Origin of the sequence: Rhizobium sp. TH135 (assembly GCF_002855515.1) — a bacterium.
Lineage (GTDB): Bacteria > Pseudomonadota > Alphaproteobacteria > Rhizobiales > Rhizobiaceae > Allorhizobium.
This window is the reverse complement of record NZ_PKRP01000003.1, coordinates 127,679-146,129: the sequence shown is the minus strand read 5'-3', so window position 1 is coordinate 146,129 and position 18,451 is coordinate 127,679. Positions and strand designations below refer to the sequence as shown.

The following is an 18,451-nucleotide window of genomic DNA, read 5'->3' as shown; positions in this document are numbered from 1 at the left end:
TCACCTCGATGGCTTGTTCGCCGCCATGCCTGCACCCCGGGCGCCAAGGCAAGGCAGCCATTTTGGAACTGATCTAAGCCATGCGCCCTCACCTGTCACTAGCATCGAATGGCAAATCGGTACGCCTGGCGGTCACGGAGCGTGCGACTTCGTTCGCATTTGAGTGATCGGCTTAAGCCTGCGGCAAGATGTGTTTATTAGAGTTTACCGCGGAAGGAGGCGTCATGATGACCCGGAAACCCGCCCGCGTGATCCTGTTGAAAGATGCCCGCCAGAAGCTCAATCCCGAGCCTGCGCCGCGCTGGAGCCCGTTCAAGACGCTCTACCAACTGCGCCGCGTCTTTCTCTATGCCGGCCTCGCCGCACTCGCCGTCATTCATTTCGATAAACTTCCCTATTCCTACCTTGTTGTGCCAGCAGGCAACAAATTGATCGATTACAGCATCACCGGCGCCGTGGAGCCGCATCCCGAGCCGATCGAGGGGCGCTTCGTCACCTGCTCGGGCGCGCAGCGGGTCAATTGCGTCGTCGATGGCGACACCTTCTGGTACCGGGCAGTGAAATATCGGATCTCTGATATCAACACGCCGGAGATCGGGCGCCCGGAATGCGAGCGGGAACGCACGCTCGGGCTCGAGGCACAGGTGGCGCTGCTTAACAGCCTGAATGCCGGGGGGCTCACCATGGAGCGCCGGGAGCGGCGGGACGTGGACCAGTATGGCCGCAAGCTGCGCGTGGTGCTGCAGGACGGACGCTCGGTGGGCGACGCGTTGATCGCGCGCGGACTGGCCCATCGCTGGGAAGGCCACAAAGAGACCTGGTGCGGCTGACCGCTGTCGGCGAACCGAGCGGATTCTTACAGCTTGCCGAGACGACAGACCTACACGAAATTGTTCCCGCCTTGCTTCTTTTCGCGGCGGTGAAACTCTGGTCTCTATGCTTGCGTCTTCTATCTAGAGAGACAGAGAGAGCCTCAAGAGGTCTGCCATGCCCATTTACCACCCGCCGAAGATTGCCAGTTCCGAGATTACCCCGAAGTCGCTCTATCTGAGGCGGCGGCAGTTCATGGGCGTCGCGGCCGGTGGGGTTGCGGCGGTCGGCCTGGGCGCACCGGCAATTGCCGCTCCGCTGGCGGCCAAGCCGAGCATCTACAAGCTCGACGAGAAGCTGACCTCCAAGGAAGATGTGACGACCTACAACAATTTCTACGAGTTCGGCACGAGCAAGGAAGATCCGGCGCGCAATGCGGGATCGCTGACCACTCGGCCCTGGACGATCGAAGTCGGCGGGCTGGTTGCCAAGCCGCAGGTGATCGACATCGAGACGATCATGAAGGAAATCCCGATGGAAGAGCGCGTCTACCGGATGCGCTGCGTGGAAGCCTGGTCGATGGTGATCCCGTGGATCGGCTTCCCGATCTCGGCCCTGCTCGATCGGGTGGAGCCACTGGGGTCTGCGAAGTATGTCGCCTTCGAAACGCTCGTGCGGCCTGAAGAGATGCAGGGACAGGCCGGCATCTTCCAGGCGCTGGAATGGCCCTATGTCGAGGGCTTGCGGCTGGACGAAGCGCGTCATCCGCTGGCGATCCTCGCAACCGGGCTTTATGGCGAGACGCTGCCGAACCAGAACGGCGCGCCGATCCGCCTCGTCGTACCGTGGAAATACGGCTTCAAGGGCATCAAGTCGATCGTCAAGATCACGCTCACCGAGCAGGAGCCGCCATCGACCTGGAACAAGCTGCAGCCATCGGAATACGGCTTCTATGCCAACGTCAATCCCGCCGTCGACCATCCGCGCTGGAGCCAGGCGACCGAGCGACGCATCGGCGAGGCCGACGGCCTGTTCGGCGGAGCGCGCATCGATACCCTGCCGTTCAACGGCTATGCCGACGAGGTCGCAAGCCTTTACGACGGCATGGATCTGACGAAGTTCTTCTGATGGTTTCGCTCGCAATGCCCGCCCTGCCCGCCCGCTACAAGCCCGCCTCCGTTTGGGCGCTTTATGCGGTCGGGCTGTTGCCGGGGCTTTATGCCTTCTATCTCGGGATCTTTGGTGGGCTGGGCGCCGATCCGGTGCGCGCGTTTGAGCATCTTCTGGGGCTCTGGGCGCTCAGGTTTCTCTGCCTTGGCCTTGCCGTGACACCGTTGCGCGATCTGTTCGGCATTAATCTAATTAGCTATCGACGCGCGCTCGGGCTTCTCGCCTTCTACTATGTGCTGGCGCATTTTGCGGTTTACCTGACGCTCGACCGCGGCATGATCCTGTCGTCGATCGCCGGCGACATCCTGAAGCGGCCCTATATCATGCTCGGCATGGCCGGGCTTCTGATGCTGATCCCGCTCGCGCTGACCTCGAACCAGTGGTCGATCCGCAGGCTTGGGCCACGGTGGAACAAGCTTCACAAGCTCACCTACCCGATCCTGCTGGTGGCGATCCTGCACTATGCGCTGTCGCTGAAGGTGATCGATCCGGAAGCGGCCTTCTACATCGTCGTGACGATCGTGCTGCTCGGCTACCGGCTGGTGCGGCCGAAGATCATGGAGCGTCGGAGGGCCAAGCGCATGGCGGGTGCTGCCCGCTAGTGCGACGGCCGGCCGGAGCGCGTGAGACGACGCGCTTCAAAGAGGGCTGCCAGGGCGATGCCCAGGCCATAGGCCACGATATTCCACAAGGAGAAGATACGTCCGAGCAGGAGCGCGCCTGTCAGCGTCAGGCGGAATTCGTCGAGCCAGGGCGTGTGGTAAAGGCGGCTGAACTCCGTGAGGGCTGCGATAACCAGCGCGAGGATCGCCAGGCGTGCGAGCGGTTGTCGCGGCAGGAGCATGGCGATGAGGAAGAAGACCATCGCGCCCCAGAGGGTCGAGCCGCCATATTTGACCAGAAAATACGGCAGGCCGATCTCGTAGCCGCCGAGTCTCAAGGCCATACCACACGCGATGATGGCAAGCGCTATCCCCAGACGGCGTATGCGAAGTGACGTCGATGCCTTGATTTCGTCCATGGCCGCTTAGTAGTGAGGTTGCAACGGAATGCAACAGCGAAGGCGGTCGGGGATGACACTGGTGACAGATGGACGAAGCGGCCTCTTGAGCGCACTCGACCGCAGGCTGATCGACCAGACCCCGTATCCGGAACTCACCGGCATCAGCCGCTTCGTCGTCGAGTTCGTGATGTTCGGGATCAAGGAGGCGCGAGCGTGCCTGTTTGCCGGGTTGTTCTTCGTGTCGATCTTTGTCGTACCGCGCACAGGTGTGTTCGGCATTCCGCGCTATGACGTGCTGCTGATCATTGCGCTTGCCATCCAGATCTGGATGGTCTGGACGAAGCTCGAGACCATGGACGAGCTGAAGGCGATCTGCCTTTTCCATGTCGTCGGCTTCGCGCTCGAGGTGTTCAAGACGTCGGGCGCGATCCAGTCTTGGTCCTATCCCGATTTCGCCTATAGCAAGGTGCTCGGCGTGCCCCTGTTTTCCGGCTTCATGTATGCGGCCGTGGGCAGCTACATCATCCAGGCCTGGCGGCTCTTGGATGTCCGGATCCGCCATCACCCGCCCTACTGGATGGCCATAGGCGTGGCGCTCGCGATCTATCTCAACTTCTTCACCCACCACTATATCGGCGATTATCGCTGGTACCTGGCAGCGCTTGCGATCGGGCTCTATGCCCGCACCACCGTCACCTTCCGGCCCTTTGATCGGGATCGGCAGATGCCGATGCTGCTTGCCTTCATCCTCATCGGTTTCTTCATCTGGGTGGCGGAGAACATCTCCACATTCTTTGCCATCTGGCACTATCCGAACCAGCTCGGTGCCTGGTCGACGGTGCATCTGGGCAAGTGGAGCTCGTGGACGCTGCTGGTGATGATGACCTTCACCATTGTCGCCTCGCTGAAGCATATCCGGGCGACGATCCACATTCCGAAGTGATCACTGCAACTTTGATACGATTTTTTTCGCATGCCGTGTCGAAATCGGTTTAGCTCGTTCGTTGGGAAGCAGGATCGCAAAAGCGGCCCAGAGAACGAGAGGAGTGAAGACATGCGTGTCATGGTTATGGTGAAGGCGACTGAAGACAGCGAAGAAGGCATCATGCCGCCGCCGAAGCTTTTCGAAGACATGGGCAAGTTCAACGAGGAACTGGTGCAGGCCGGCATCATGCTCTCCGGAGACGGGTTGAAACCGTCGAAGATGGGCAAGCGGATCGCCTTCGACGGTGCGGATCGCCGGGTGATCGACGGGCCCTTCGCAGAAACCCGGGAGTTGGTCGCCGGCTACTGGATCTGGGAGGTGAAGGACATGGACGAGGCCGTTGCCTGGGTGAAGCGTTGCCCCAACCCGATGTTGGGACCGAGCGAGATCGAGATCCGGCCCTTCTACGAGATGGAAGACTTCGCCGAGATCGCCACACCAGAGGGACAGGCGAGCCACGACCGGGCGGCGGAGGGGCTGGCAGCGCAGCAGAAGACCAAGGGTTGAGACGCCATGAGCAAGATGATCTTCATCAACTTGCCGGTCACCGATCTCGATGCCTCGACGCGCTTCTACGAGGCGCTGGGGGCCACTCGGAACCCGCAGTTTTCCAACGAGAATGCGGCCTGCATGATGCTGTGCGACACGATCGGCGTGATGATCCTGACGCACGACTATTACGGCACCTTCACGAAACGGCCTATCGCAGACGCTAAAGCCACCAGCCAGGTGTTGCTGGCGCTGACAGTCGAGGCGCATGCGGATGTCGACCGGGTGCTGAGTGCCGCCACAGCCGCAGGGGGACGTCCGGATCCGAACCCGCCGCAGGACCACGGCTTCATGTGGAGCCGGTCGGTGGAGGATCCGGACGGGCATGTCTGGGAGATCTTCTGGATGGACCCAGCCGCCGCTGCCGGCGACACGACCGGTGTCGACGCCTGAGGCGATGGTCCCGGTTGACCGGGCGGCAGGGGTGTCCATACTCCGGCTCATGACTCGGGACGGAAAAGTGGTCACTTCCTCGGCGAACCGGCACTTTGTCGGCGCAGAGGCAGCAGCTCGGGATATCGAGGCTGTATATCGCATGGAGCGGGTCCGGCTGATCGCCGGGCTCGCAAAACATGTCGGCGACCTCAGCCTTGCCGAGGAGCTAGCGCAGGAGGCACTGGTTGCGGCGCTGGCGACATGGCCCGCCTCCGGCACGCCGCCCAATCCCGGCGGCTGGCTGATGACGACGGCGAAGCGGCGGGCGGTCGATCTCTGGCGGCGTCGCCGGATGATGGCGCGGCATGAGGCGTCGATTGCCCATGACATCGAGACCGACCGACCGGACGACTATGCGACCGTCGACGCTGCGCTGGACGACGCGATCGGCGACGAGCGGTTGGCGCTGATCTTCACCGCCTGCCATCCCCTGCTCTCGCGGGACCAGCGTGCGGCGCTGACACTGAAGATCATCGGCGGACTGACCACGGAGGAGATCGCCCGGGCTTTCCTCACCCAGGAGACGACGGTGGCGCAACGGATCGTTCGGGCGAAGAAGATCCTGCGGGATGCCGATGTCGCGTTCGCGGTGCCGATGGGACAAGAGCGCGACGCCCGCCTCGCCTCGGTGCTGGAGGTCATCTACCTTGTTTTCAACGAGGGCTATGCCGCAAGCCGTGGCGAGGATCTGATCCGGGTGCAGCTTTGTGAGGAGGCGATGCGGCTCGGGCGTATCGTGGTGGGGCTGGCACCACAGGAACCGGAGGCGCATGGGCTGCTGGCACTGATGGAGTTGCAGGCATCACGCTTCAAGGCGCGGGTGGCGGCCGATGGGAGTGCGCTGACGCTCGAAACTCAGAACCGCGGGCTCTGGGACCGGCTGTTGATCCAGCGCGGACTGGCGGGGCTTGCAGCGGTGGGAAAGCTCGGCGGCGCGGATGGCGTTTATGCGCTGCAGGCGGCGCTGGCTGCCGTGCATGCGCGGGCGGCGCGGTTTGCAGACACGGACTGGGGGATGAGTGCTGCGCTCTACGACCGACTGCTGGAGCGGAGCCCCTCGCCTGTCGTGGCCCTCAACCGGGCGGTGGCGCATGCGAAGGCCCGTGGTCCGGAGGTGGGGCTGGCACTGCTGGCAGAGATCGAGGAAGAGCCCTCGCTCCTGGACTATCTGCCGCTGCATGCGGCGAAGGGGGACTTCCTGTTCCGGTTGGGGCGTCTGGCGGAAGCGCGGACCGCGTTCGAGACGGCTGCAGCACTTAGCGGCAATGATCGGGAGCGCGCTTTCCTGCTGGATCGTGCTGGGCAATGCGGCCAGGATGGCGGCTGACATGAAAGGTACATCCGGCCTTTCGACCGGATGTCCATGCATCGGGCTGCGATCAAAACTGCTTTCTGAACATCAGACGATCGAGCGAGAGATAACCGCCGCCGAAGGCTGCGAAGAGGAAGGCGCCGCCGGTCCAGAAGAGCGAGGCGAGTTCCGCCTTGGACTGGACCTGATGCAGGAAGGTGTGGCCGCCATCGGCGAGACGCGCCATGGCTTGCGGGGTGAAGAACTCGCTGCCGGCCTTCAGCGCGTCGATACCGGCCTGGGTCAGGAAAGCATCGCCGTAAGGGTTGGCCATGTGGAAGTAGAGGGTGATGGCCAGCATCACCCCATTGGCCAGCGCTGCCGGGCGGGTGAAAAGGCCAAGCGCGATCAGGAGGCCGCCGAGGACCTGCAGGACGGCAAGTGTCGGGGACCAGAGCCAGCCCGGGTAGAAGCCGAGCTTTTCGACAAAGCCGACCTGGGCGAAGGGCGCCATGATCTTCGGCCATCCCTCGATCACCAGCATGCCGCCGACGGCAAGGCGGAAGATCGTCCAGGCCATGGGCTGAGCGATGCGGTCATAGAAGGTCGAGAGCGGCGGAATAATGAGATGGTTCTTGTCGTTGCTGAAAATGGATGCGTCAACCATGGGGAAACCTCGCTTACATCGATAATTCGATGGAATGAGGTTAGCGCTGTCTTGGCGATCTCCCTTGACGCAGATCAATTGTTTCCGTGTACATCCACTGATCTGCAATCTCTAATTCAGGCGGAGCCTATCGCCAGACATGGCCGGAGATTGCACGATGACTTGTCGTCCCGCTCCCAATGCCGAACTCTGCCACCTCTTTGCCGTACCGCGATCATCGATGACCTTGGACTGTTCTTGGTGGTCTCAACGAATGCCGATTGCGTGACGGGGATTTCCGCGTCACAAATTTCGGGTCCGCGACCATGCCCCAGGAGCGAGCGATGAAGCGTGTACTGTCGACACTGATGCTCACCGCTGCCTATCTCATGGTCGCCCCGCAGGTCTGGTCGCAAGACAAGATCATGATGGCTACACCGGTTTTCGGCCAGATCGTCGTCTATCCATTGCCGCCGGGATTTGCACCGAGCTTCGAGGATCTGAAGGGCACGTTCTACATCCAGGAATCGGTGCTGAGTGGTGAGAGTGTCGACGACTGGTCGCAGATGTTCACGATGACGGGCCTCAAACTGGGCAAGCAGACCGTGACCCTCGACCAGGCTGCGCAGAACATGGCGGGACCGTTTCAACAAGCGTGTAGCAAGGCCTTCTCAGCCATCTCCTATGGGCCGACCCAAATCGATGGCAGACCGGCGATGGTCATCCTTTTGAGTTGCGGTGCGATGCCGCGTGTGAATGGAGGCAGTGAGGCGCAAAGCGAGACCGCTTTAATCGCGCTGGTTCAGGCCCCCTTCGGCCTGATCACCATACAATGGGCGGAACGTGGGGATGCGTTCGATACACCGGCCAGCGATGAGGCCGACCGCTGGATGACGCGGATGGCCCCCATGCTGGCCATGCGCTTCTGCGATGCGGTCCCTGGTGAACAACCACCCTACCCGAGCTGCGTCTCGCGACCATAAACTGTCTAAGGCTACGACCGCCCGGCGCGCGCCCAAGTCACAACACGCAAAAAAGCCGGGTGATCGCTCACCCGGCTTTTTTATCCTTCCCTTACGGGCAAGAAACTTACGCTGCTTCAGCTTCGGCTTCAGCGGCGACGCGGGCCTTGTCGGCTGCGCCCTTGGCATCGACGTCGCGCTCGACGAACTCGATAACAGCCATGGCGGCATTGTCGCCCAGGCGGAAACCGGCCTTCATGATGCGCAGGTAGCCGCCGTTGCGGGTGGCGTAACGCGTTGCGATGGCGTCGAAGAGCTTCTTGACGGCATCGACGTCCTTGATCTGCGAGATCGCCTGACGACGAGCGTGCAGGTCGCCGCGCTTGCCGAGGGTCACCAGCTTCTCGACGATCGGGCGAATTTCCTTCGCCTTCGGGAGCGTCGTGACGATCTGCTCATGGGTGATGAGCGAAGCAGCCATGTTGGCGAACATCGCCTTACGGTGGCTGGCGGTACGGTTCAGCTTGCGGCCGGCTTTCTGGTGGCGCATTGCTATTCTCCTTTAAGTGCAGGCTCTGTCTCAGAGGCTGCCGTTTCCTGACACATACGGGCATTCGCCCGCAGTTTGACGGGGAAAGGCAGGCTTAGAGGCTGCCTTCACTGTTATTAATATTGGTCTTCGTAACGCTTCGCGAGATCTTCGATGTTCTCGGGCGGCCATGCCGGTACTTCCATACCGAGGTGCAGGCCCATGGAAGCGAGAACTTCCTTGATTTCGTTCAGCGACTTGCGGCCGAAGTTCGGCGTGCGCAGCATCTCTGCCTCGGTCTTCTGGATCAGATCGCCGATGTAAACGATGTTGTCGTTCTTCAGGCAGTTTGCCGAGCGGACCGAAAGCTCCAGCTCGTCGACCTTCTTGAGCAGCGCCGGGTTGAAGGCGAGCTCGGTGACGGCTTCCTCTTCGGCTTCCTTCTGCGGTTCGTCGAAGTTGACGAAGACGCCGAGCTGGTCCTGAAGGATGCGTGCAGCAAAAGCGACAGCGTCCTCACCGGTGACGGAGCCATCGGTTTCGATGGTCATCAGCAGCTTGTCATAGTCGAGAACCTGGCCCTCACGGGTGTTTTCGACCTTGTAGGACACCTTCTTGACCGGCGAGTAGAGGCTGTCGACCGGGATGAGACCGATCGGGGCATCTTCCGCGCGGTTGCGCTCGGCCGGGACGTAACCCTTGCCGTTGTTGACCGTGAACTCCATGCGGATCTCTGCGCCTTCATCGAGGGTGCAGATAACATGGTTGGGGTTCAGGATCTCAATGTCGCCGACCGTCTGGATGTCACCGGCGGTTACAACGCCCGGACCCTGCTTACGGACAACCATGCGCTTGGCATCGTCGCCGTCCATCTTGATGGCGATTTCCTTGATGTTCAGGACGATGTCGGTGACATCTTCGCGAACGCCCGGGATAGACGAGAACTCGTGCAGAACGCCGTCGATCTGGACAGCCGTAACAGCTGCACCACGAAGCGACGACAGGAGAACGCGACGCAGAGCGTTGCCGAGCGTCAGGCCGAAGCCACGCTCGAGCGGCTCAGCGACGAGCGTCGCCTTGGTGCGGCCGGAGGAGGAAAATTCCACCTTGTTCGGCTTGATCAGTTCCTGCCAATTCTTCTGAATCATGATTTTACCTTCCGTTCGCCATCACCATTCAATCGTGACGGCCGAATATGAGAAGCACCGGGAAGGCGAACCGCCTGCCCGGCAAGACGAAGAATGATTAGACGCGACGCTTCTTGCGCGGACGGCAGCCATTGTGCGGGATCGGGGTCACGTCACGGATCGACGTGATCATGAAGCCGGCAGCCTGGAGGGCGCGCAGAGCGGATTCACGACCCGAACCCGGACCGCAGACTTCCACTTCGAGAGACTTCATGCCGTGCTCCTGGGCCTTCTTGGCGCAGTCTTCAGCAGCGATCTGGGCAGCGAACGGTGTCGACTTACGCGAACCCTTGAAGCCCTTCGCACCAGCAGACGACCAGGCGATAGCATTGCCCTGTGCGTCGGTGATGGTGATCATCGTGTTGTTGAAGGTCGAGTTTACGTGGGCAACGCCCGACGAGATATTCTTGCGTTCGCGACGGCGGACGCGTGTGGCTTCCTTGGCCATGGTCTTCCTTTCAGTTGATCTAAACACCGCCGTAATGCCAGCGGCTACACCAATCGAGGCAACAGGATGAAGGCAGTGAGCACCAGGTCACCCTGCTGCCCACTGCCTTTTCCCAATGCCGCGAAAAATTACTTCTTCTTACCAGCGATCGCCTTCGCCGGACCCTTACGGGTGCGGGCGTTGGTGTGCGTGCGCTGACCGCGAACCGGCAGACCACGACGATGGCGCAGGCCACGGTAGCAGCCGAGGTCCATCAGACGCTTGATGTTCATCGCGGTATCGCGACGCAGGTCGCCTTCGACCTGGTAATCGCGGTCGATGGTTTCGCGGATCTGGAGGACTTCTGCGTCGGTCAGCTGGTGAACGCGCTTTTCAGCCGGAAGACCGACCTTCTCCATGATTTCCGATGCGAACTTCGGTCCAATCCCGTGAATATAGGTCAGCGCGATAACAACGCGCTTCGCAGTCGGGATGTTGACGCCAGCGATACGTGCCACGCCTATTCTCCTTGCTTCCAGTTGCCATCCGGCAAGTGGTGTCTCGTTACACGGCCCAGATGGACCGCAATTACAAATCGGGTTCTCAACAAACCAAAACGACCGAACCCGGTCTTCCAACGTTTTGGAAGAACGCGCCGATCGCAGTCATGTCGCGAGTTGGCGCGGTCTTTAACGGAATCGGTCGACAAAAGCAACCGGCCCCGCGAAGATTCTTAGAACTGACAGGCTTCAGAGCCCGGCCAGGATGGCCTCGATCTCGCCGGTGACGGCATCGATCTCACCCATGCCGTCGACCGAATGCAGCTTACCCTTGGCGTGGTAATAGCCGATCAGCGGCGAGGTTTCCTTGTAGTAGGCCTGCAGACGGGTGCGGACCGTATCCCTGTTATCGTCGGGCCGGCGCTTGAAGTGGGTCGAACCACACTTGTCGCAGACACCGTCGACCTTCGGCTTCAGGTTCTCGTCGTGGTAGCCGGCGCCACAGTTGGCGCAGGTGTACCGGCCGGCGATTCGATCAGCCAGGATCTCATCATCGACGCGGATCTCGATCACCGCCGAAAGGTCGAGGTCCTTGCCGCTCAGCATCGCCTCGGTGGCATCCGCCTGGACAAGCGTCCGCGGGAAGCCATCGAGAATGAAGCCATTGGCGCAGTCGGGCGCATCGATGCGCTCAGAGACGATGGCGATGACGATGTCGTCGGAGACGAGCTTGCCGGCGTCCATGACAGCCTTGGCGCGCTTTCCGACCTCCGTGCCAGCCGATACGGCGGCACGGAGCATATCACCGGTGGAGAGCTGCGGGATGCCGTGCTTCTCCACGATCCGCTGGGCTTGGGTCCCCTTGCCCGCGCCCGGCGGTCCTAACAGAATCAGTCTCATCGTCCCCTCTTTCCTCCACGCAACTTCGACTTCTTGATCAGACCTTCATATTGCTGGGCGATCAGATGTCCCTGAACCTGTGCTACAGTATCAAGGGTGACGCTGACAACAATCAAAAGCGAAGTACCACCAAGGGCTAATGGGATGCCCGTGCGTGCGATGAGGATTTCAGGCAGAACGCAGACGAAGACGAGGTAGACGGCGCCGACCACTGTGATGCGGGTCAGGACGTAGTCGATGTATTCGGCCGTGCGATCACCGGGGCGGATGCCCGGGATGAAGCCGCCATGCTTCTTCAGATTGTCGGCCGTATCCTTCGGATTGAAGACGATGGCCGTGTAGAAGAAGGCGAAGAAGGCAATCAGCGCACCGTAAAGCAGCATGTAGATCGGGTGACCATGCTGCAGGGAAGCGATGATGGTCGTTGCCCAGCCGGGCAGCGCCTGGTTGCCGGAGAAGCCGGCAGCCGTTGCAGGCAGCAGCAGCAGCGACGAAGCGAAGATTGCCGGGATAACGCCTGCGGTGTTGAGCTTCAGCGGCAGGTGCGAGGTGTCGCCCTGGAACATGCGGTTGCCGACCTGTCGCTTCGGATACTGGATCAGAAGGCGACGCTGGGCGCGCTCGACGAAGACGATGAGGGCGATGACACCGATCGCGACAACGATGACGGTGAGAATCAGCAGCGTCGACAGAGCGCCGGTGCGGCCGAGTTCCAGCGTGTGGGCAACAGCGGTCGGAAGACCTGCTGCGATGCCGGCGAAGATGATCAGCGAGATGCCGTTGCCGATGCCGCGCGAGGTGATCTGCTCACCGAGCCACATCAGGAACATGGTGCCGCCGAGAAGCGTCAGCACGGTCGAAATACGGAAAAACCAGCCCGGATCGGCGACGATGCCCTGCCCCGATTCGAGGCCGACGGCGATACCGTAGGCCTGAAGCGTGCCGAGCAGCACGGTGCCGTAGCGGGTGTACTGGTTGATGATCTTGCGGCCCTGCTCGCCCTCTTTCTTGAGCTGCTCGAGGGCCGGCACGACCGACGTCATCAGCTGCACGATGATCGACGCGGAGATGTAGGGCATGATGCCCAGCGCGAAGATCGCCATGCGCTCGACAGCGCCACCAGCAAACATGTTGAAAAGACCGAGGATACCACCCGACTGCCCCTGGAAGGCGGCGGCATAGGCCTCCGGATTGAGGCCAGGCAGCGGAATATGCGTGCCGAGGCGATAGACCAGCAATGCGGCCAGAGTGAACCACAGACGCTTCTTCAGATCTTCCGCCTTGGCGAAAGTCGAGAAGTTCAGGTTCGAGGCCAGTTGTTCCGCTGCAGAAGCCATAGAATTCTCCGCCAACCTAGACCGGCGACGGGAACCCGTCCGAACCGGAGGCTATTCGTTCAAACTGTTTTTCAGAAAACAGGGCGCGGGGAGAAGTTGCCGAGCAACCGCATGCCTCACACCCTTGTTTTCCAGATGACCCGGAAGACGAAACGACGTCCATTCCGTCCTGGGATCGTGAGGCTCACATATGGGAGCAAAATCGCCCGGTGTGAAGCACCCCGGGCGATTGTCTGTCACTTATTCAGCGGCTTCCTTAGCTGCTTCGAGCAGCTTGATGGAACCGCCAGCCTTTTCGATCTTCTCGACGGCGACCTTGGAGGCGCCGGCGACTTCGATCGTGAGCTTTGCCTTCAGTTCGCCGCCGGACAGGACGCGAACGCCGTCCTTGACGCGACGGATAACGCCGGCTGCCTTGAGCGAAGCGGCATCAACCGTTGCCTTAGCGTCGAGCTTGCCAGCATCGATCGCGGTCTGGATACGGCCGAGCGATACGGTGACGTATTCAGAAGCGAAGATGTTGTTGAAGCCGCGCTTCGGCAGGCGACGATAGATCGGCATCTGGCCGCCTTCGAAGCCGTTGATGGCGACGCCGGAACGAGCCTTCTGACCCTTTACACCGCGACCACCGGTCTTGCCCTTGCCGGAACCGATACCGCGACCTACGCGGATACGTTCCTTGGAAGCGCCTTCGTTGTCTTTGATTTCATTCAGTTTCATGATGACTTCCCCCGTCTCACTTCTCGTCGACGACGCGAACGAGATGCTGGACAGCACGGATCATGCCACGAACGGAAGGGGTATCTTCCAGGGTGCGGACCCGGTGCATCTTGTTGAGGCCCAGACCGACCAGCGTTGCGCGCTGGACTGCCGGACGGCGAATAGGCGAACCGATCTGCTCGACCGTGATCGTCTTTGCTTCAGTCTTCTTCGTAGCCTTGGCCATGGTTCAGACTCCTCTTATTCTTCAGCAGCGTTGCCAGAAGCAGCGCGGCGAGCCTGGAGGGTAGCATACTTCAGGCCACGCTGAGCAGCGACGTCCTTCGGATGCACCTGGTGCTTCAGAGCGTCGAACGTAGCGCGAACCATGTTGTACGGGTTCGACGAACCGGTCGACTTGGCGACGACGTCGTGCATGCCGAGCGTTTCGAAAACGGCGCGCATCGGGCCACCGGCGATGATACCGGTACCGGCCTTGGCGGAGCGCAGCAGAACCTTGCCGGCGCCATGACGGCCGTTGACGTCGTGATGCAGCGTACGGCCGTCACGAAGCGGAACGAAAATCATGTCGCGCTTGGCAGCTTCCGTTGCCTTGCGGATGGCTTCCGGCACTTCACGTGCCTTGCCATGGCCGAAGCCTACGCGACCCTTCTGGTCGCCGACGACGACGAGGGCTGCGAAGCCGAAACGACGGCCGCCCTTGACGACCTTAGCGACGCGGTTGATCGCGACAAGCTTGTCGACGAACTCGCTGTCGCGCTCTTCACGGTTCTGGCGATCATCGCGCGAACCACGCTTTTCTTGTGCCATTGTCCTTTTCCTTTTTCTTTTCCGGGTGCAATCGGCAGATTACGCAAAGTTCCACCCTGCCCTGTCGGGTCAAGGTGGAATCCGGTGTGACCGGCTTAAAGCCGGAAATCCACCCGAACGCAAGTCCGGGTGGAAATTCTATCTTAGAAGGTCAGACCACCTTCACGAGCCGCTTCGGCGAGAGCCTTGATGCGGCCGTGATAGATGAAGGCGCCACGATCGAAGACGACTTCATTCACGCCAGCCTTGACGGCGCGCTCTGCAACCAGCTTGCCAACGGCAGCAGCTGCTGCGATATCGGCGCCGGTCTTGAGCTCGGCCTTCAGGCCGCCATCGAGGGTCGAAGCAGCCGCAAGGGTCTTGCCAGCGACGTCGTCGATGATCTGAGCGTAGATGTTCTTCGAAGAGCGATGTACCGACAGACGCGGACGGCCATTTGCCACCGCCTTGATCTGTCGCCGTACGCGGTTCGCACGGCGAACAAGTGCTTCTTTTCTGCTTGCCATTTCGCGCGATCCTTACTTCTTCTTGCCTTCTTTGCGGACGATCCGCTCTTCGGCATACTTGACGCCCTTGCCCTTGTAGGGCTCCGGACCGCGATATTCGCGGATCTCGGCGGCAACCTGGCCGACCTGCTGCTTGTTGATGCCGGACACGATGATTTCGGTCGGCTTCGGAACAGCGATGGAGATGCCAACCGGCGGCTCATAGACGACGTCGTGGCTGAAGCCGAGTGCCAGCTGCAGGTTCTTGCCCTGAAGCGACGCGCGGTAACCAACGCCGTTGATTTCGAGCTTGCGCTCGTAACCGTCCTTAACACCCTTCAGGATGTTTTCGATCATCGTGCGGGACATGCCCCACTTCGAACGAGCATCCTTGGAGTCGTTGATCGGCTGTACGACAACAGCGTTGTCTTCGAGCTTCACGGAGATTTCGTCATTTGCGACGAAGAAAAGTTCACCCTTCGGGCCCTTGACGGAGACCTTCTGGCCTTCGACAGAGGCGGTCACGCCAGCCGGAACCGGAACGGGCTTTTTACCGATACGAGACATAGTTTTTCCTGTCTGTTCGCTATGGAGATCCCCTGCCCGTCTTAGAAGACGGAGCAGAGTACCTCACCACCAACGTTCTGTTCGCGAGCCTGGTGATCGGCCATCACACCCTTCGGAGTCGAAAGGATGGTGATGCCGAGGCCGTTCGCGACCTGCGGGATGGACTTAACCGAGACATAAACTCGGCGGCCCGGCTTGGATACGCGGCCGATTTCGCGAATGACCGAAGAACCTTCGTAGTACTTCAGTTCGATCGTGAGCTCAGACTTGCCATTGCCGTAATCGACCTGGCTGTAGCCACGGATGTAACCTTCGGCCTGCAGAACGTCGAGAACGCGGGCACGGAGATTGGAGGCCGGAGTGGAGACGGAGCTCTTGCGGCGAGCTGCGCCATTCCGGATGCGGGTGAGCATATCGCCCAACGGATCAGTCATCGTCATATTGGCGTCTCCTTACCAGCTCGACTTCACAACGCCCGGCACCTTGCCGGTGTTGCCAAGCTCGCGAAGCGCGATACGCGACATTCCAAGCTTGCGATAGAATGCACGCGGACGACCGGTGACTTCGCAACGGTTGCGAATACGGGTCTTGGAGCCATCGCGCGGCAGTTCTGCCAGCTTCAGGGTGGCCTTGAACCGCTCTTCAATCGAAAGAGACTGGTTCATGATGATTGCCTTCAAACCGGCACGCTTTGCGGCCTGGCTCGCGGCAATCTTGCGGCGGCGCTTGTTCTTTTCAACTGCGCTTGTCTTCGCCATATCGAAGTTCCTCTTCTACGCTCGTCGTTACGGTTACTGACGGAACGGGAAGTTGAACTCTTTCAGAAGAGCCCGAGCTTCGTCGTCGTTGGTCGCCGTCGTGCAAACGATGATGTCCATGCCCCACATCTGATCAACCTTATCGTAGTTGATCTCCGGGAACACAATGTGCTCCTTGATGCCCATGGCGAAGTTGCCACGGCCGTCAAAGGACTTCGGGTTCAGGCCGCGGAAGTCGCGAACGCGCGGAAGCGCGATGTTGACCAGGCGGTCCAGGAACTCATACATGCGGGCGCCGCGCAGGGTAACCTTTGCGCCGATCGGCATGTTTTCGCGGACCTTGAAGCCAGCGATCGAATTGCGGGCCTTGGTGATAACCGGCTTCTGGCCGGCGATCGCTGCAAGGTCAGCCGCAGCAACAGTGGGCTTCTTGGAGTCGGCAGTTGCCTCGCCCACGCCCATGTTGATCACGATCTTGTCGAGCTTCGGGATCTGCATTTCGTTGGCGTAGGAGAACTGCTCCTGCATAGCCTTGCGAATGCGGTTTACGTATTCAGCCTTGAGCCGCGGCTCATACTTTGCCTCAGCCATCGATCACTTCTCCCGAACGCTTGGCCACACGAACCTTCTTGCCGTCAACGACCTTGAAACCGACGCGGGTCGGCTTGCCGTCCTTGTCGGCGATCGCGATGTTCGACAGATGGATCGAGGCTTCCTTGCTGATGATGCCGGCTTCCGTGGTCTGCGTCTGGCGCTGGTGGCGCTTGACAACATTGATGCCACGGACGACCGCACGGTCTTCCTTCGGCATGACCTGGAGGACTTCGCCCGAACGGCCCTTGTCCTTGCCAGCGAGTACGACGACCTTGTCGCCCTTGCGGATCTTATTCATCGCTTCCCGCTCCCTTACAGTACTTCTGGAGCCAGCGAGATGATCTTCATGTGGTTCTTGGCGCGAAGTTCGCGCGGAACCGGTCCGAAGATACGGGTGCCGATCGGCTCTTTCTTGTTGTCGATAAGAACAGCTGCGTTGTTATCGAATCGAATGACGCTGCCGTCAGCGCGACGGATGTCCTTGGCGGTGCGAACAACAACCGCCTTCATCACGTCACCCTTCTTCACGCGGCCGCGCGGGATAGCTTCCTTGATCGAAACGACGATGATGTCGCCGATGGAAGCGTACTTGCGCTTAGAACCGCCCAGCACCTTGATGCACATGACACGACGTGCGCCGGAATTATCCGCGACGTCGAGGTTAGTCTGCATCTGAATCATGTCAGGTCGCCTTCTTGTTGTAACCCGAACGGTTGGGCCGAGGCCCCCTATTCGGGCTTATGATAAATTTCTGGTGTGCGCGGGAAGATAAATACAGGGTGGTTTCCCATAGGGACCTTCCGTGCGCTCAAAGCAAAAGAACGCCCGATTCCGAGCGTTCTCTGCCAGTGGCCTGCTTCATACAGATTTCTGCGCAAGGTGCAAGCCCTTGCGCAGGAAGTCCGTAAATTAAGCCTGGGCGGCAATCACCGTCCAGCACTTGTCCTTGGAGATCGGTGCACATTCCTGAATGGAAACGACGTCACCGGTCTTGTACTGGTTGTTCTCGTCATGTGCCTTGTACTTCTTGGACCGGCGAACGGTCTTCTGAAGCAGCGGGTGGGCGAATCGACGCTCAACGCGAACGACAATGGTCTTGTCGTTCTTATCGCTGACAACTACGCCCTGCAGAATGCGTTTCGGCATATTTCTCGGTCCTTAGGCCTTGGCTTCTGCCGCCTTCTGGCGGGCAATGGTTTTCACGCGTGCGATATCACGACGGACTTCCTGAATACGGGAAGACTTCTCGAGCTGGCCAGTGGCCTTCTGGAAGCGCAGGTTGAACTGCTCCTTCTTCAGCTTTGCAAGCTCGTCGTTCAGCTGGTCAGCGCTCATGGCGCGTACATCTACGGCTTTCATCGACTTGTTCCTCACTCTGCAATGCGCTGTACGAAGCGCGTCGTGACAGAGAGCTTGGCGGAACCGAGGCGAAGAGCCTCGCGCGCGATCTCTTCCGATACGCCGTCGATCTCGAACATGATACGACCAGGCTTGACCTTGCATGCCCAGTATTCGACCGAACCCTTACCCTTACCCATACGAACTTCGGTCGGCTTTGCCGTGACCGGAACGTCAGGGAATACGCGGATCCACACGCGACCAGCACGCTTCATATAGCGGGTGATCGCACGACGGGCTGCTTCAATTTCGCGAGCGTTCACGCGGTTCGGTTCCAGAGCCTTGAGGCCAAATTCACCGAATGCCAGATCAAAACCGCCCTTGGCGACGCCCTTGATGCGGCCCTTGAACTGCTTGCGGTACTTTGTACGCTTTGGCTGCAACATTT

The 18,451-nt window shown here is 60.3% G+C and carries 29 protein-coding genes; 8 read left to right on the top strand and 21 right to left on the bottom strand.

Annotated elements, in window-relative coordinates; genetic code table 11:
- Positions 1–227 precede the first annotated feature (227 nt).
- From C0V73_RS09610 to msrQ, 3 genes are all read left to right on the top strand, one after another.
- Positions 228–830, top strand: coding sequence for a thermonuclease family protein (locus C0V73_RS09610; protein ID WP_210200158.1), 603 nt, complete (start codon positions 228–230; stop codon positions 828–830).
- A 157-nt stretch (positions 831–987) separates the two neighbouring features.
- Positions 988–1,938, top strand: a complete 951-nt coding sequence (msrP, locus tag C0V73_RS09605; protein WP_102019788.1) for a protein-methionine-sulfoxide reductase catalytic subunit MsrP — start codon at positions 988–990, stop codon at positions 1,936–1,938.
- Positions 1,935–2,582 carry a protein-methionine-sulfoxide reductase heme-binding subunit MsrQ gene (gene msrQ / locus C0V73_RS09600; protein WP_172450151.1) on the top strand — a complete coding sequence of 216 codons (648 nt, stop codon included), beginning with the start codon at positions 1,935–1,937 and terminating at the stop codon, positions 2,580–2,582. The genes msrP and msrQ overlap by 4 nt, the downstream gene beginning before the upstream one ends.
- Here msrQ and C0V73_RS09595 read toward each other — a convergent pair.
- Positions 2,579–3,001, bottom strand: coding sequence for a DUF2809 domain-containing protein (locus C0V73_RS09595; RefSeq protein WP_102019786.1), 423 nt, complete (start codon positions 2,999–3,001; stop codon positions 2,579–2,581). The genes msrQ and C0V73_RS09595 overlap by 4 nt on opposite strands.
- A 52-nt stretch (positions 3,002–3,053) precedes the next feature.
- Here C0V73_RS09595 and C0V73_RS09590 point away from each other — a divergent pair, with 52 nt between their 5' ends.
- From C0V73_RS09590 to C0V73_RS09575, 4 genes are all read left to right on the top strand, one after another.
- On the top strand, positions 3,054–3,926 hold the full coding sequence (locus C0V73_RS09590) for a DUF817 domain-containing protein (protein WP_102019785.1): 873 nt from the start codon (positions 3,054–3,056) through the stop codon (positions 3,924–3,926).
- A gap of 111 nt (positions 3,927–4,037) precedes the next feature.
- A complete protein-coding gene (locus tag C0V73_RS09585) occupies positions 4,038–4,475 on the top strand; it encodes a YciI family protein (protein ID WP_102019784.1) in 438 nt (145 codons plus the stop codon).
- 6 nt (positions 4,476–4,481) lie between these two features.
- Entirely contained in the window at positions 4,482–4,910 is a 429-nt protein-coding gene (locus tag C0V73_RS09580; protein WP_102019783.1) for a VOC family protein, read from the top strand.
- A gap of 67 nt (positions 4,911–4,977) precedes the next feature.
- A complete protein-coding gene (locus C0V73_RS09575) occupies positions 4,978–6,279 on the top strand; it encodes a DUF6596 domain-containing protein (protein ID WP_348627177.1) in 1,302 nt (433 codons plus the stop codon).
- 52 nt (positions 6,280–6,331) lie between these two features.
- Here the strand turns inward: C0V73_RS09575 and C0V73_RS09570 are convergent, their stop codons facing one another.
- On the bottom strand, positions 6,332–6,910 hold the full coding sequence (locus C0V73_RS09570) for a DoxX family protein (RefSeq protein WP_102019781.1): 579 nt from the start codon (positions 6,908–6,910) through the stop codon (positions 6,332–6,334).
- 323 nt (positions 6,911–7,233) lie between these two features.
- Here C0V73_RS09570 and C0V73_RS09565 point away from each other — a divergent pair, with 323 nt between their 5' ends.
- Complete coding sequence (locus C0V73_RS09565; protein ID WP_102019780.1) at positions 7,234–7,872, top strand: hypothetical protein; 639 nt, start codon at positions 7,234–7,236, stop codon at positions 7,870–7,872.
- A gap of 106 nt (positions 7,873–7,978) precedes the next feature.
- Here the strand turns inward: C0V73_RS09565 and rplQ are convergent, their stop codons facing one another.
- The 19 genes from rplQ to rplP form a co-directional block, all read right to left on the bottom strand.
- The gene (gene rplQ / locus C0V73_RS09560) at positions 7,979–8,401 is read right to left on the bottom strand and encodes a 50S ribosomal protein L17 (RefSeq protein ID WP_102019779.1); all 423 of its coding nucleotides are present in this window, start codon (positions 8,399–8,401) and stop codon (positions 7,979–7,981) included.
- Between the two features lie 116 nt (positions 8,402–8,517).
- Positions 8,518–9,528 (bottom strand): DNA-directed RNA polymerase subunit alpha, encoded by a 1,011-nt coding sequence (locus tag C0V73_RS09555; RefSeq protein ID WP_006728661.1) that lies wholly within the window; start codon positions 9,526–9,528, stop codon positions 8,518–8,520.
- 97 nt (positions 9,529–9,625) lie between these two features.
- Positions 9,626–10,015, bottom strand: coding sequence for a 30S ribosomal protein S11 (gene rpsK, locus C0V73_RS09550; protein WP_015915761.1), 390 nt, complete (start codon positions 10,013–10,015; stop codon positions 9,626–9,628).
- Between the two features lie 128 nt (positions 10,016–10,143).
- Positions 10,144–10,512 (bottom strand): 30S ribosomal protein S13, encoded by a 369-nt coding sequence (rpsM, locus tag C0V73_RS09545; RefSeq protein ID WP_006728664.1) that lies wholly within the window; start codon positions 10,510–10,512, stop codon positions 10,144–10,146.
- 231 nt (positions 10,513–10,743) lie between these two features.
- The gene (locus C0V73_RS09540) at positions 10,744–11,394 is read right to left on the bottom strand and encodes an adenylate kinase (protein WP_102019778.1); all 651 of its coding nucleotides are present in this window, start codon (positions 11,392–11,394) and stop codon (positions 10,744–10,746) included.
- Entirely contained in the window at positions 11,391–12,731 is a 1,341-nt protein-coding gene (gene secY / locus C0V73_RS09535) for a preprotein translocase subunit SecY (RefSeq protein ID WP_102019777.1), read from the bottom strand. The genes C0V73_RS09540 and secY overlap by 4 nt, the downstream gene beginning before the upstream one ends.
- A gap of 240 nt (positions 12,732–12,971) precedes the next feature.
- Positions 12,972–13,451, bottom strand: coding sequence for a 50S ribosomal protein L15 (rplO, locus tag C0V73_RS09530; protein WP_102019776.1), 480 nt, complete (start codon positions 13,449–13,451; stop codon positions 12,972–12,974).
- Positions 13,452–13,467: 16 nt separating this feature from the next.
- Entirely contained in the window at positions 13,468–13,677 is a 210-nt protein-coding gene (gene rpmD, locus C0V73_RS09525) for a 50S ribosomal protein L30 (RefSeq protein ID WP_006728669.1), read from the bottom strand.
- A gap of 14 nt (positions 13,678–13,691) precedes the next feature.
- Positions 13,692–14,261 carry a 30S ribosomal protein S5 gene (gene rpsE, locus C0V73_RS09520; protein WP_102019775.1) on the bottom strand — a complete coding sequence of 190 codons (570 nt, stop codon included), beginning with the start codon at positions 14,259–14,261 and terminating at the stop codon, positions 13,692–13,694.
- A 143-nt stretch (positions 14,262–14,404) separates the two neighbouring features.
- Complete coding sequence (rplR, locus tag C0V73_RS09515; protein ID WP_054150972.1) at positions 14,405–14,767, bottom strand: 50S ribosomal protein L18; 363 nt, start codon at positions 14,765–14,767, stop codon at positions 14,405–14,407.
- Between the two features lie 12 nt (positions 14,768–14,779).
- Positions 14,780–15,313 (bottom strand): 50S ribosomal protein L6, encoded by a 534-nt coding sequence (gene rplF / locus C0V73_RS09510; RefSeq protein WP_102019774.1) that lies wholly within the window; start codon positions 15,311–15,313, stop codon positions 14,780–14,782.
- A gap of 41 nt (positions 15,314–15,354) precedes the next feature.
- Positions 15,355–15,753, bottom strand: coding sequence for a 30S ribosomal protein S8 (rpsH, locus tag C0V73_RS09505; protein ID WP_102019773.1), 399 nt, complete (start codon positions 15,751–15,753; stop codon positions 15,355–15,357).
- A gap of 12 nt (positions 15,754–15,765) precedes the next feature.
- Positions 15,766–16,071 (bottom strand): 30S ribosomal protein S14, encoded by a 306-nt coding sequence (gene rpsN, locus C0V73_RS09500; RefSeq protein WP_102019772.1) that lies wholly within the window; start codon positions 16,069–16,071, stop codon positions 15,766–15,768.
- Positions 16,072–16,104: 33 nt separating this feature from the next.
- Positions 16,105–16,662 (bottom strand): 50S ribosomal protein L5, encoded by a 558-nt coding sequence (gene rplE / locus C0V73_RS09495; RefSeq protein WP_102019771.1) that lies wholly within the window; start codon positions 16,660–16,662, stop codon positions 16,105–16,107.
- The gene (gene rplX / locus C0V73_RS09490) at positions 16,655–16,963 is read right to left on the bottom strand and encodes a 50S ribosomal protein L24 (protein ID WP_102019770.1); all 309 of its coding nucleotides are present in this window, start codon (positions 16,961–16,963) and stop codon (positions 16,655–16,657) included. The genes rplE and rplX overlap by 8 nt, the downstream gene beginning before the upstream one ends.
- A gap of 14 nt (positions 16,964–16,977) precedes the next feature.
- Positions 16,978–17,346, bottom strand: a complete 369-nt coding sequence (gene rplN / locus C0V73_RS09485; RefSeq protein ID WP_006728677.1) for a 50S ribosomal protein L14 — start codon at positions 17,344–17,346, stop codon at positions 16,978–16,980.
- 228 nt (positions 17,347–17,574) lie between these two features.
- Complete coding sequence (gene rpsQ, locus C0V73_RS09480; RefSeq protein WP_102019769.1) at positions 17,575–17,811, bottom strand: 30S ribosomal protein S17; 237 nt, start codon at positions 17,809–17,811, stop codon at positions 17,575–17,577.
- 12 nt (positions 17,812–17,823) lie between these two features.
- A complete protein-coding gene (gene rpmC, locus C0V73_RS09475) occupies positions 17,824–18,024 on the bottom strand; it encodes a 50S ribosomal protein L29 (RefSeq protein ID WP_006728679.1) in 201 nt (66 codons plus the stop codon).
- Positions 18,025–18,035: 11 nt separating this feature from the next.
- Complete coding sequence (rplP, locus tag C0V73_RS09470; protein ID WP_006728680.1) at positions 18,036–18,449, bottom strand: 50S ribosomal protein L16; 414 nt, start codon at positions 18,447–18,449, stop codon at positions 18,036–18,038.
- Positions 18,450–18,451: the final 2 nt, after the last annotated feature.

Excerpts from the sequence above, each read along its gene's own strand:
- C0V73_RS09610 (WP_210200158.1), top strand. The coding sequence starts at position 228 with ATGACCCGGAAACCCGCCCGCGTGATCCTGTTGAAAGATGCCCGCCAG.
- msrP (WP_102019788.1), top strand. The coding sequence starts at position 988 with ATGCCCATTTACCACCCGCCGAAGATTGCCAGTTCCGAGATTACCCCG.
- C0V73_RS09595 (WP_102019786.1), bottom strand. The coding sequence starts at position 3,001 with ATGGACGAAATCAAGGCATCGACGTCACTTCGCATACGCCGTCTGGGG.
- C0V73_RS09590 (WP_102019785.1), top strand. The coding sequence starts at position 3,054 with ATGACACTGGTGACAGATGGACGAAGCGGCCTCTTGAGCGCACTCGAC.
- C0V73_RS09585 (WP_102019784.1), top strand. The coding sequence starts at position 4,038 with ATGCGTGTCATGGTTATGGTGAAGGCGACTGAAGACAGCGAAGAAGGC.
- C0V73_RS09580 (WP_102019783.1), top strand. The coding sequence starts at position 4,482 with ATGAGCAAGATGATCTTCATCAACTTGCCGGTCACCGATCTCGATGCC.
- C0V73_RS09570 (WP_102019781.1), bottom strand. The coding sequence starts at position 6,910 with ATGGTTGACGCATCCATTTTCAGCAACGACAAGAACCATCTCATTATT.
- C0V73_RS09565 (WP_102019780.1), top strand. The coding sequence starts at position 7,234 with ATGAAGCGTGTACTGTCGACACTGATGCTCACCGCTGCCTATCTCATG.
- rplQ (WP_102019779.1), bottom strand. The coding sequence starts at position 8,401 with ATGCGCCACCAGAAAGCCGGCCGCAAGCTGAACCGTACCGCCAGCCAC.
- C0V73_RS09555 (WP_006728661.1), bottom strand. The coding sequence starts at position 9,528 with ATGATTCAGAAGAATTGGCAGGAACTGATCAAGCCGAACAAGGTGGAA.
- rpsK (WP_015915761.1), bottom strand. The coding sequence starts at position 10,015 with ATGGCCAAGGAAGCCACACGCGTCCGCCGTCGCGAACGCAAGAATATC.
- C0V73_RS09540 (WP_102019778.1), bottom strand. The coding sequence starts at position 11,394 with ATGAGACTGATTCTGTTAGGACCGCCGGGCGCGGGCAAGGGGACCCAA.
- secY (WP_102019777.1), bottom strand. The coding sequence starts at position 12,731 with ATGGCTTCTGCAGCGGAACAACTGGCCTCGAACCTGAACTTCTCGACT.
- rplO (WP_102019776.1), bottom strand. The coding sequence starts at position 13,451 with ATGAAACTGAATGAAATCAAAGACAACGAAGGCGCTTCCAAGGAACGT.
- rpmD (WP_006728669.1), bottom strand. The coding sequence starts at position 13,677 with ATGGCCAAGGCTACGAAGAAGACTGAAGCAAAGACGATCACGGTCGAG.
- rpsE (WP_102019775.1), bottom strand. The coding sequence starts at position 14,261 with ATGGCACAAGAAAAGCGTGGTTCGCGCGATGATCGCCAGAACCGTGAA.
- rplR (WP_054150972.1), bottom strand. The coding sequence starts at position 14,767 with ATGGCAAGCAGAAAAGAAGCACTTGTTCGCCGTGCGAACCGCGTACGG.
- rplF (WP_102019774.1), bottom strand. The coding sequence starts at position 15,313 with ATGTCTCGTATCGGTAAAAAGCCCGTTCCGGTTCCGGCTGGCGTGACC.
- rpsH (WP_102019773.1), bottom strand. The coding sequence starts at position 15,753 with ATGACGATGACTGATCCGTTGGGCGATATGCTCACCCGCATCCGGAAT.
- rpsN (WP_102019772.1), bottom strand. The coding sequence starts at position 16,071 with ATGGCGAAGACAAGCGCAGTTGAAAAGAACAAGCGCCGCCGCAAGATT.
- rplE (WP_102019771.1), bottom strand. The coding sequence starts at position 16,662 with ATGGCTGAGGCAAAGTATGAGCCGCGGCTCAAGGCTGAATACGTAAAC.
- rplX (WP_102019770.1), bottom strand. The coding sequence starts at position 16,963 with ATGAATAAGATCCGCAAGGGCGACAAGGTCGTCGTACTCGCTGGCAAG.
- rplN (WP_006728677.1), bottom strand. The coding sequence starts at position 17,346 with ATGATTCAGATGCAGACTAACCTCGACGTCGCGGATAATTCCGGCGCA.
- rpsQ (WP_102019769.1), bottom strand. The coding sequence starts at position 17,811 with ATGCCGAAACGCATTCTGCAGGGCGTAGTTGTCAGCGATAAGAACGAC.
- rpmC (WP_006728679.1), bottom strand. The coding sequence starts at position 18,024 with ATGAAAGCCGTAGATGTACGCGCCATGAGCGCTGACCAGCTGAACGAC.
- rplP (WP_006728680.1), bottom strand. The coding sequence starts at position 18,449 with ATGTTGCAGCCAAAGCGTACAAAGTACCGCAAGCAGTTCAAGGGCCGC.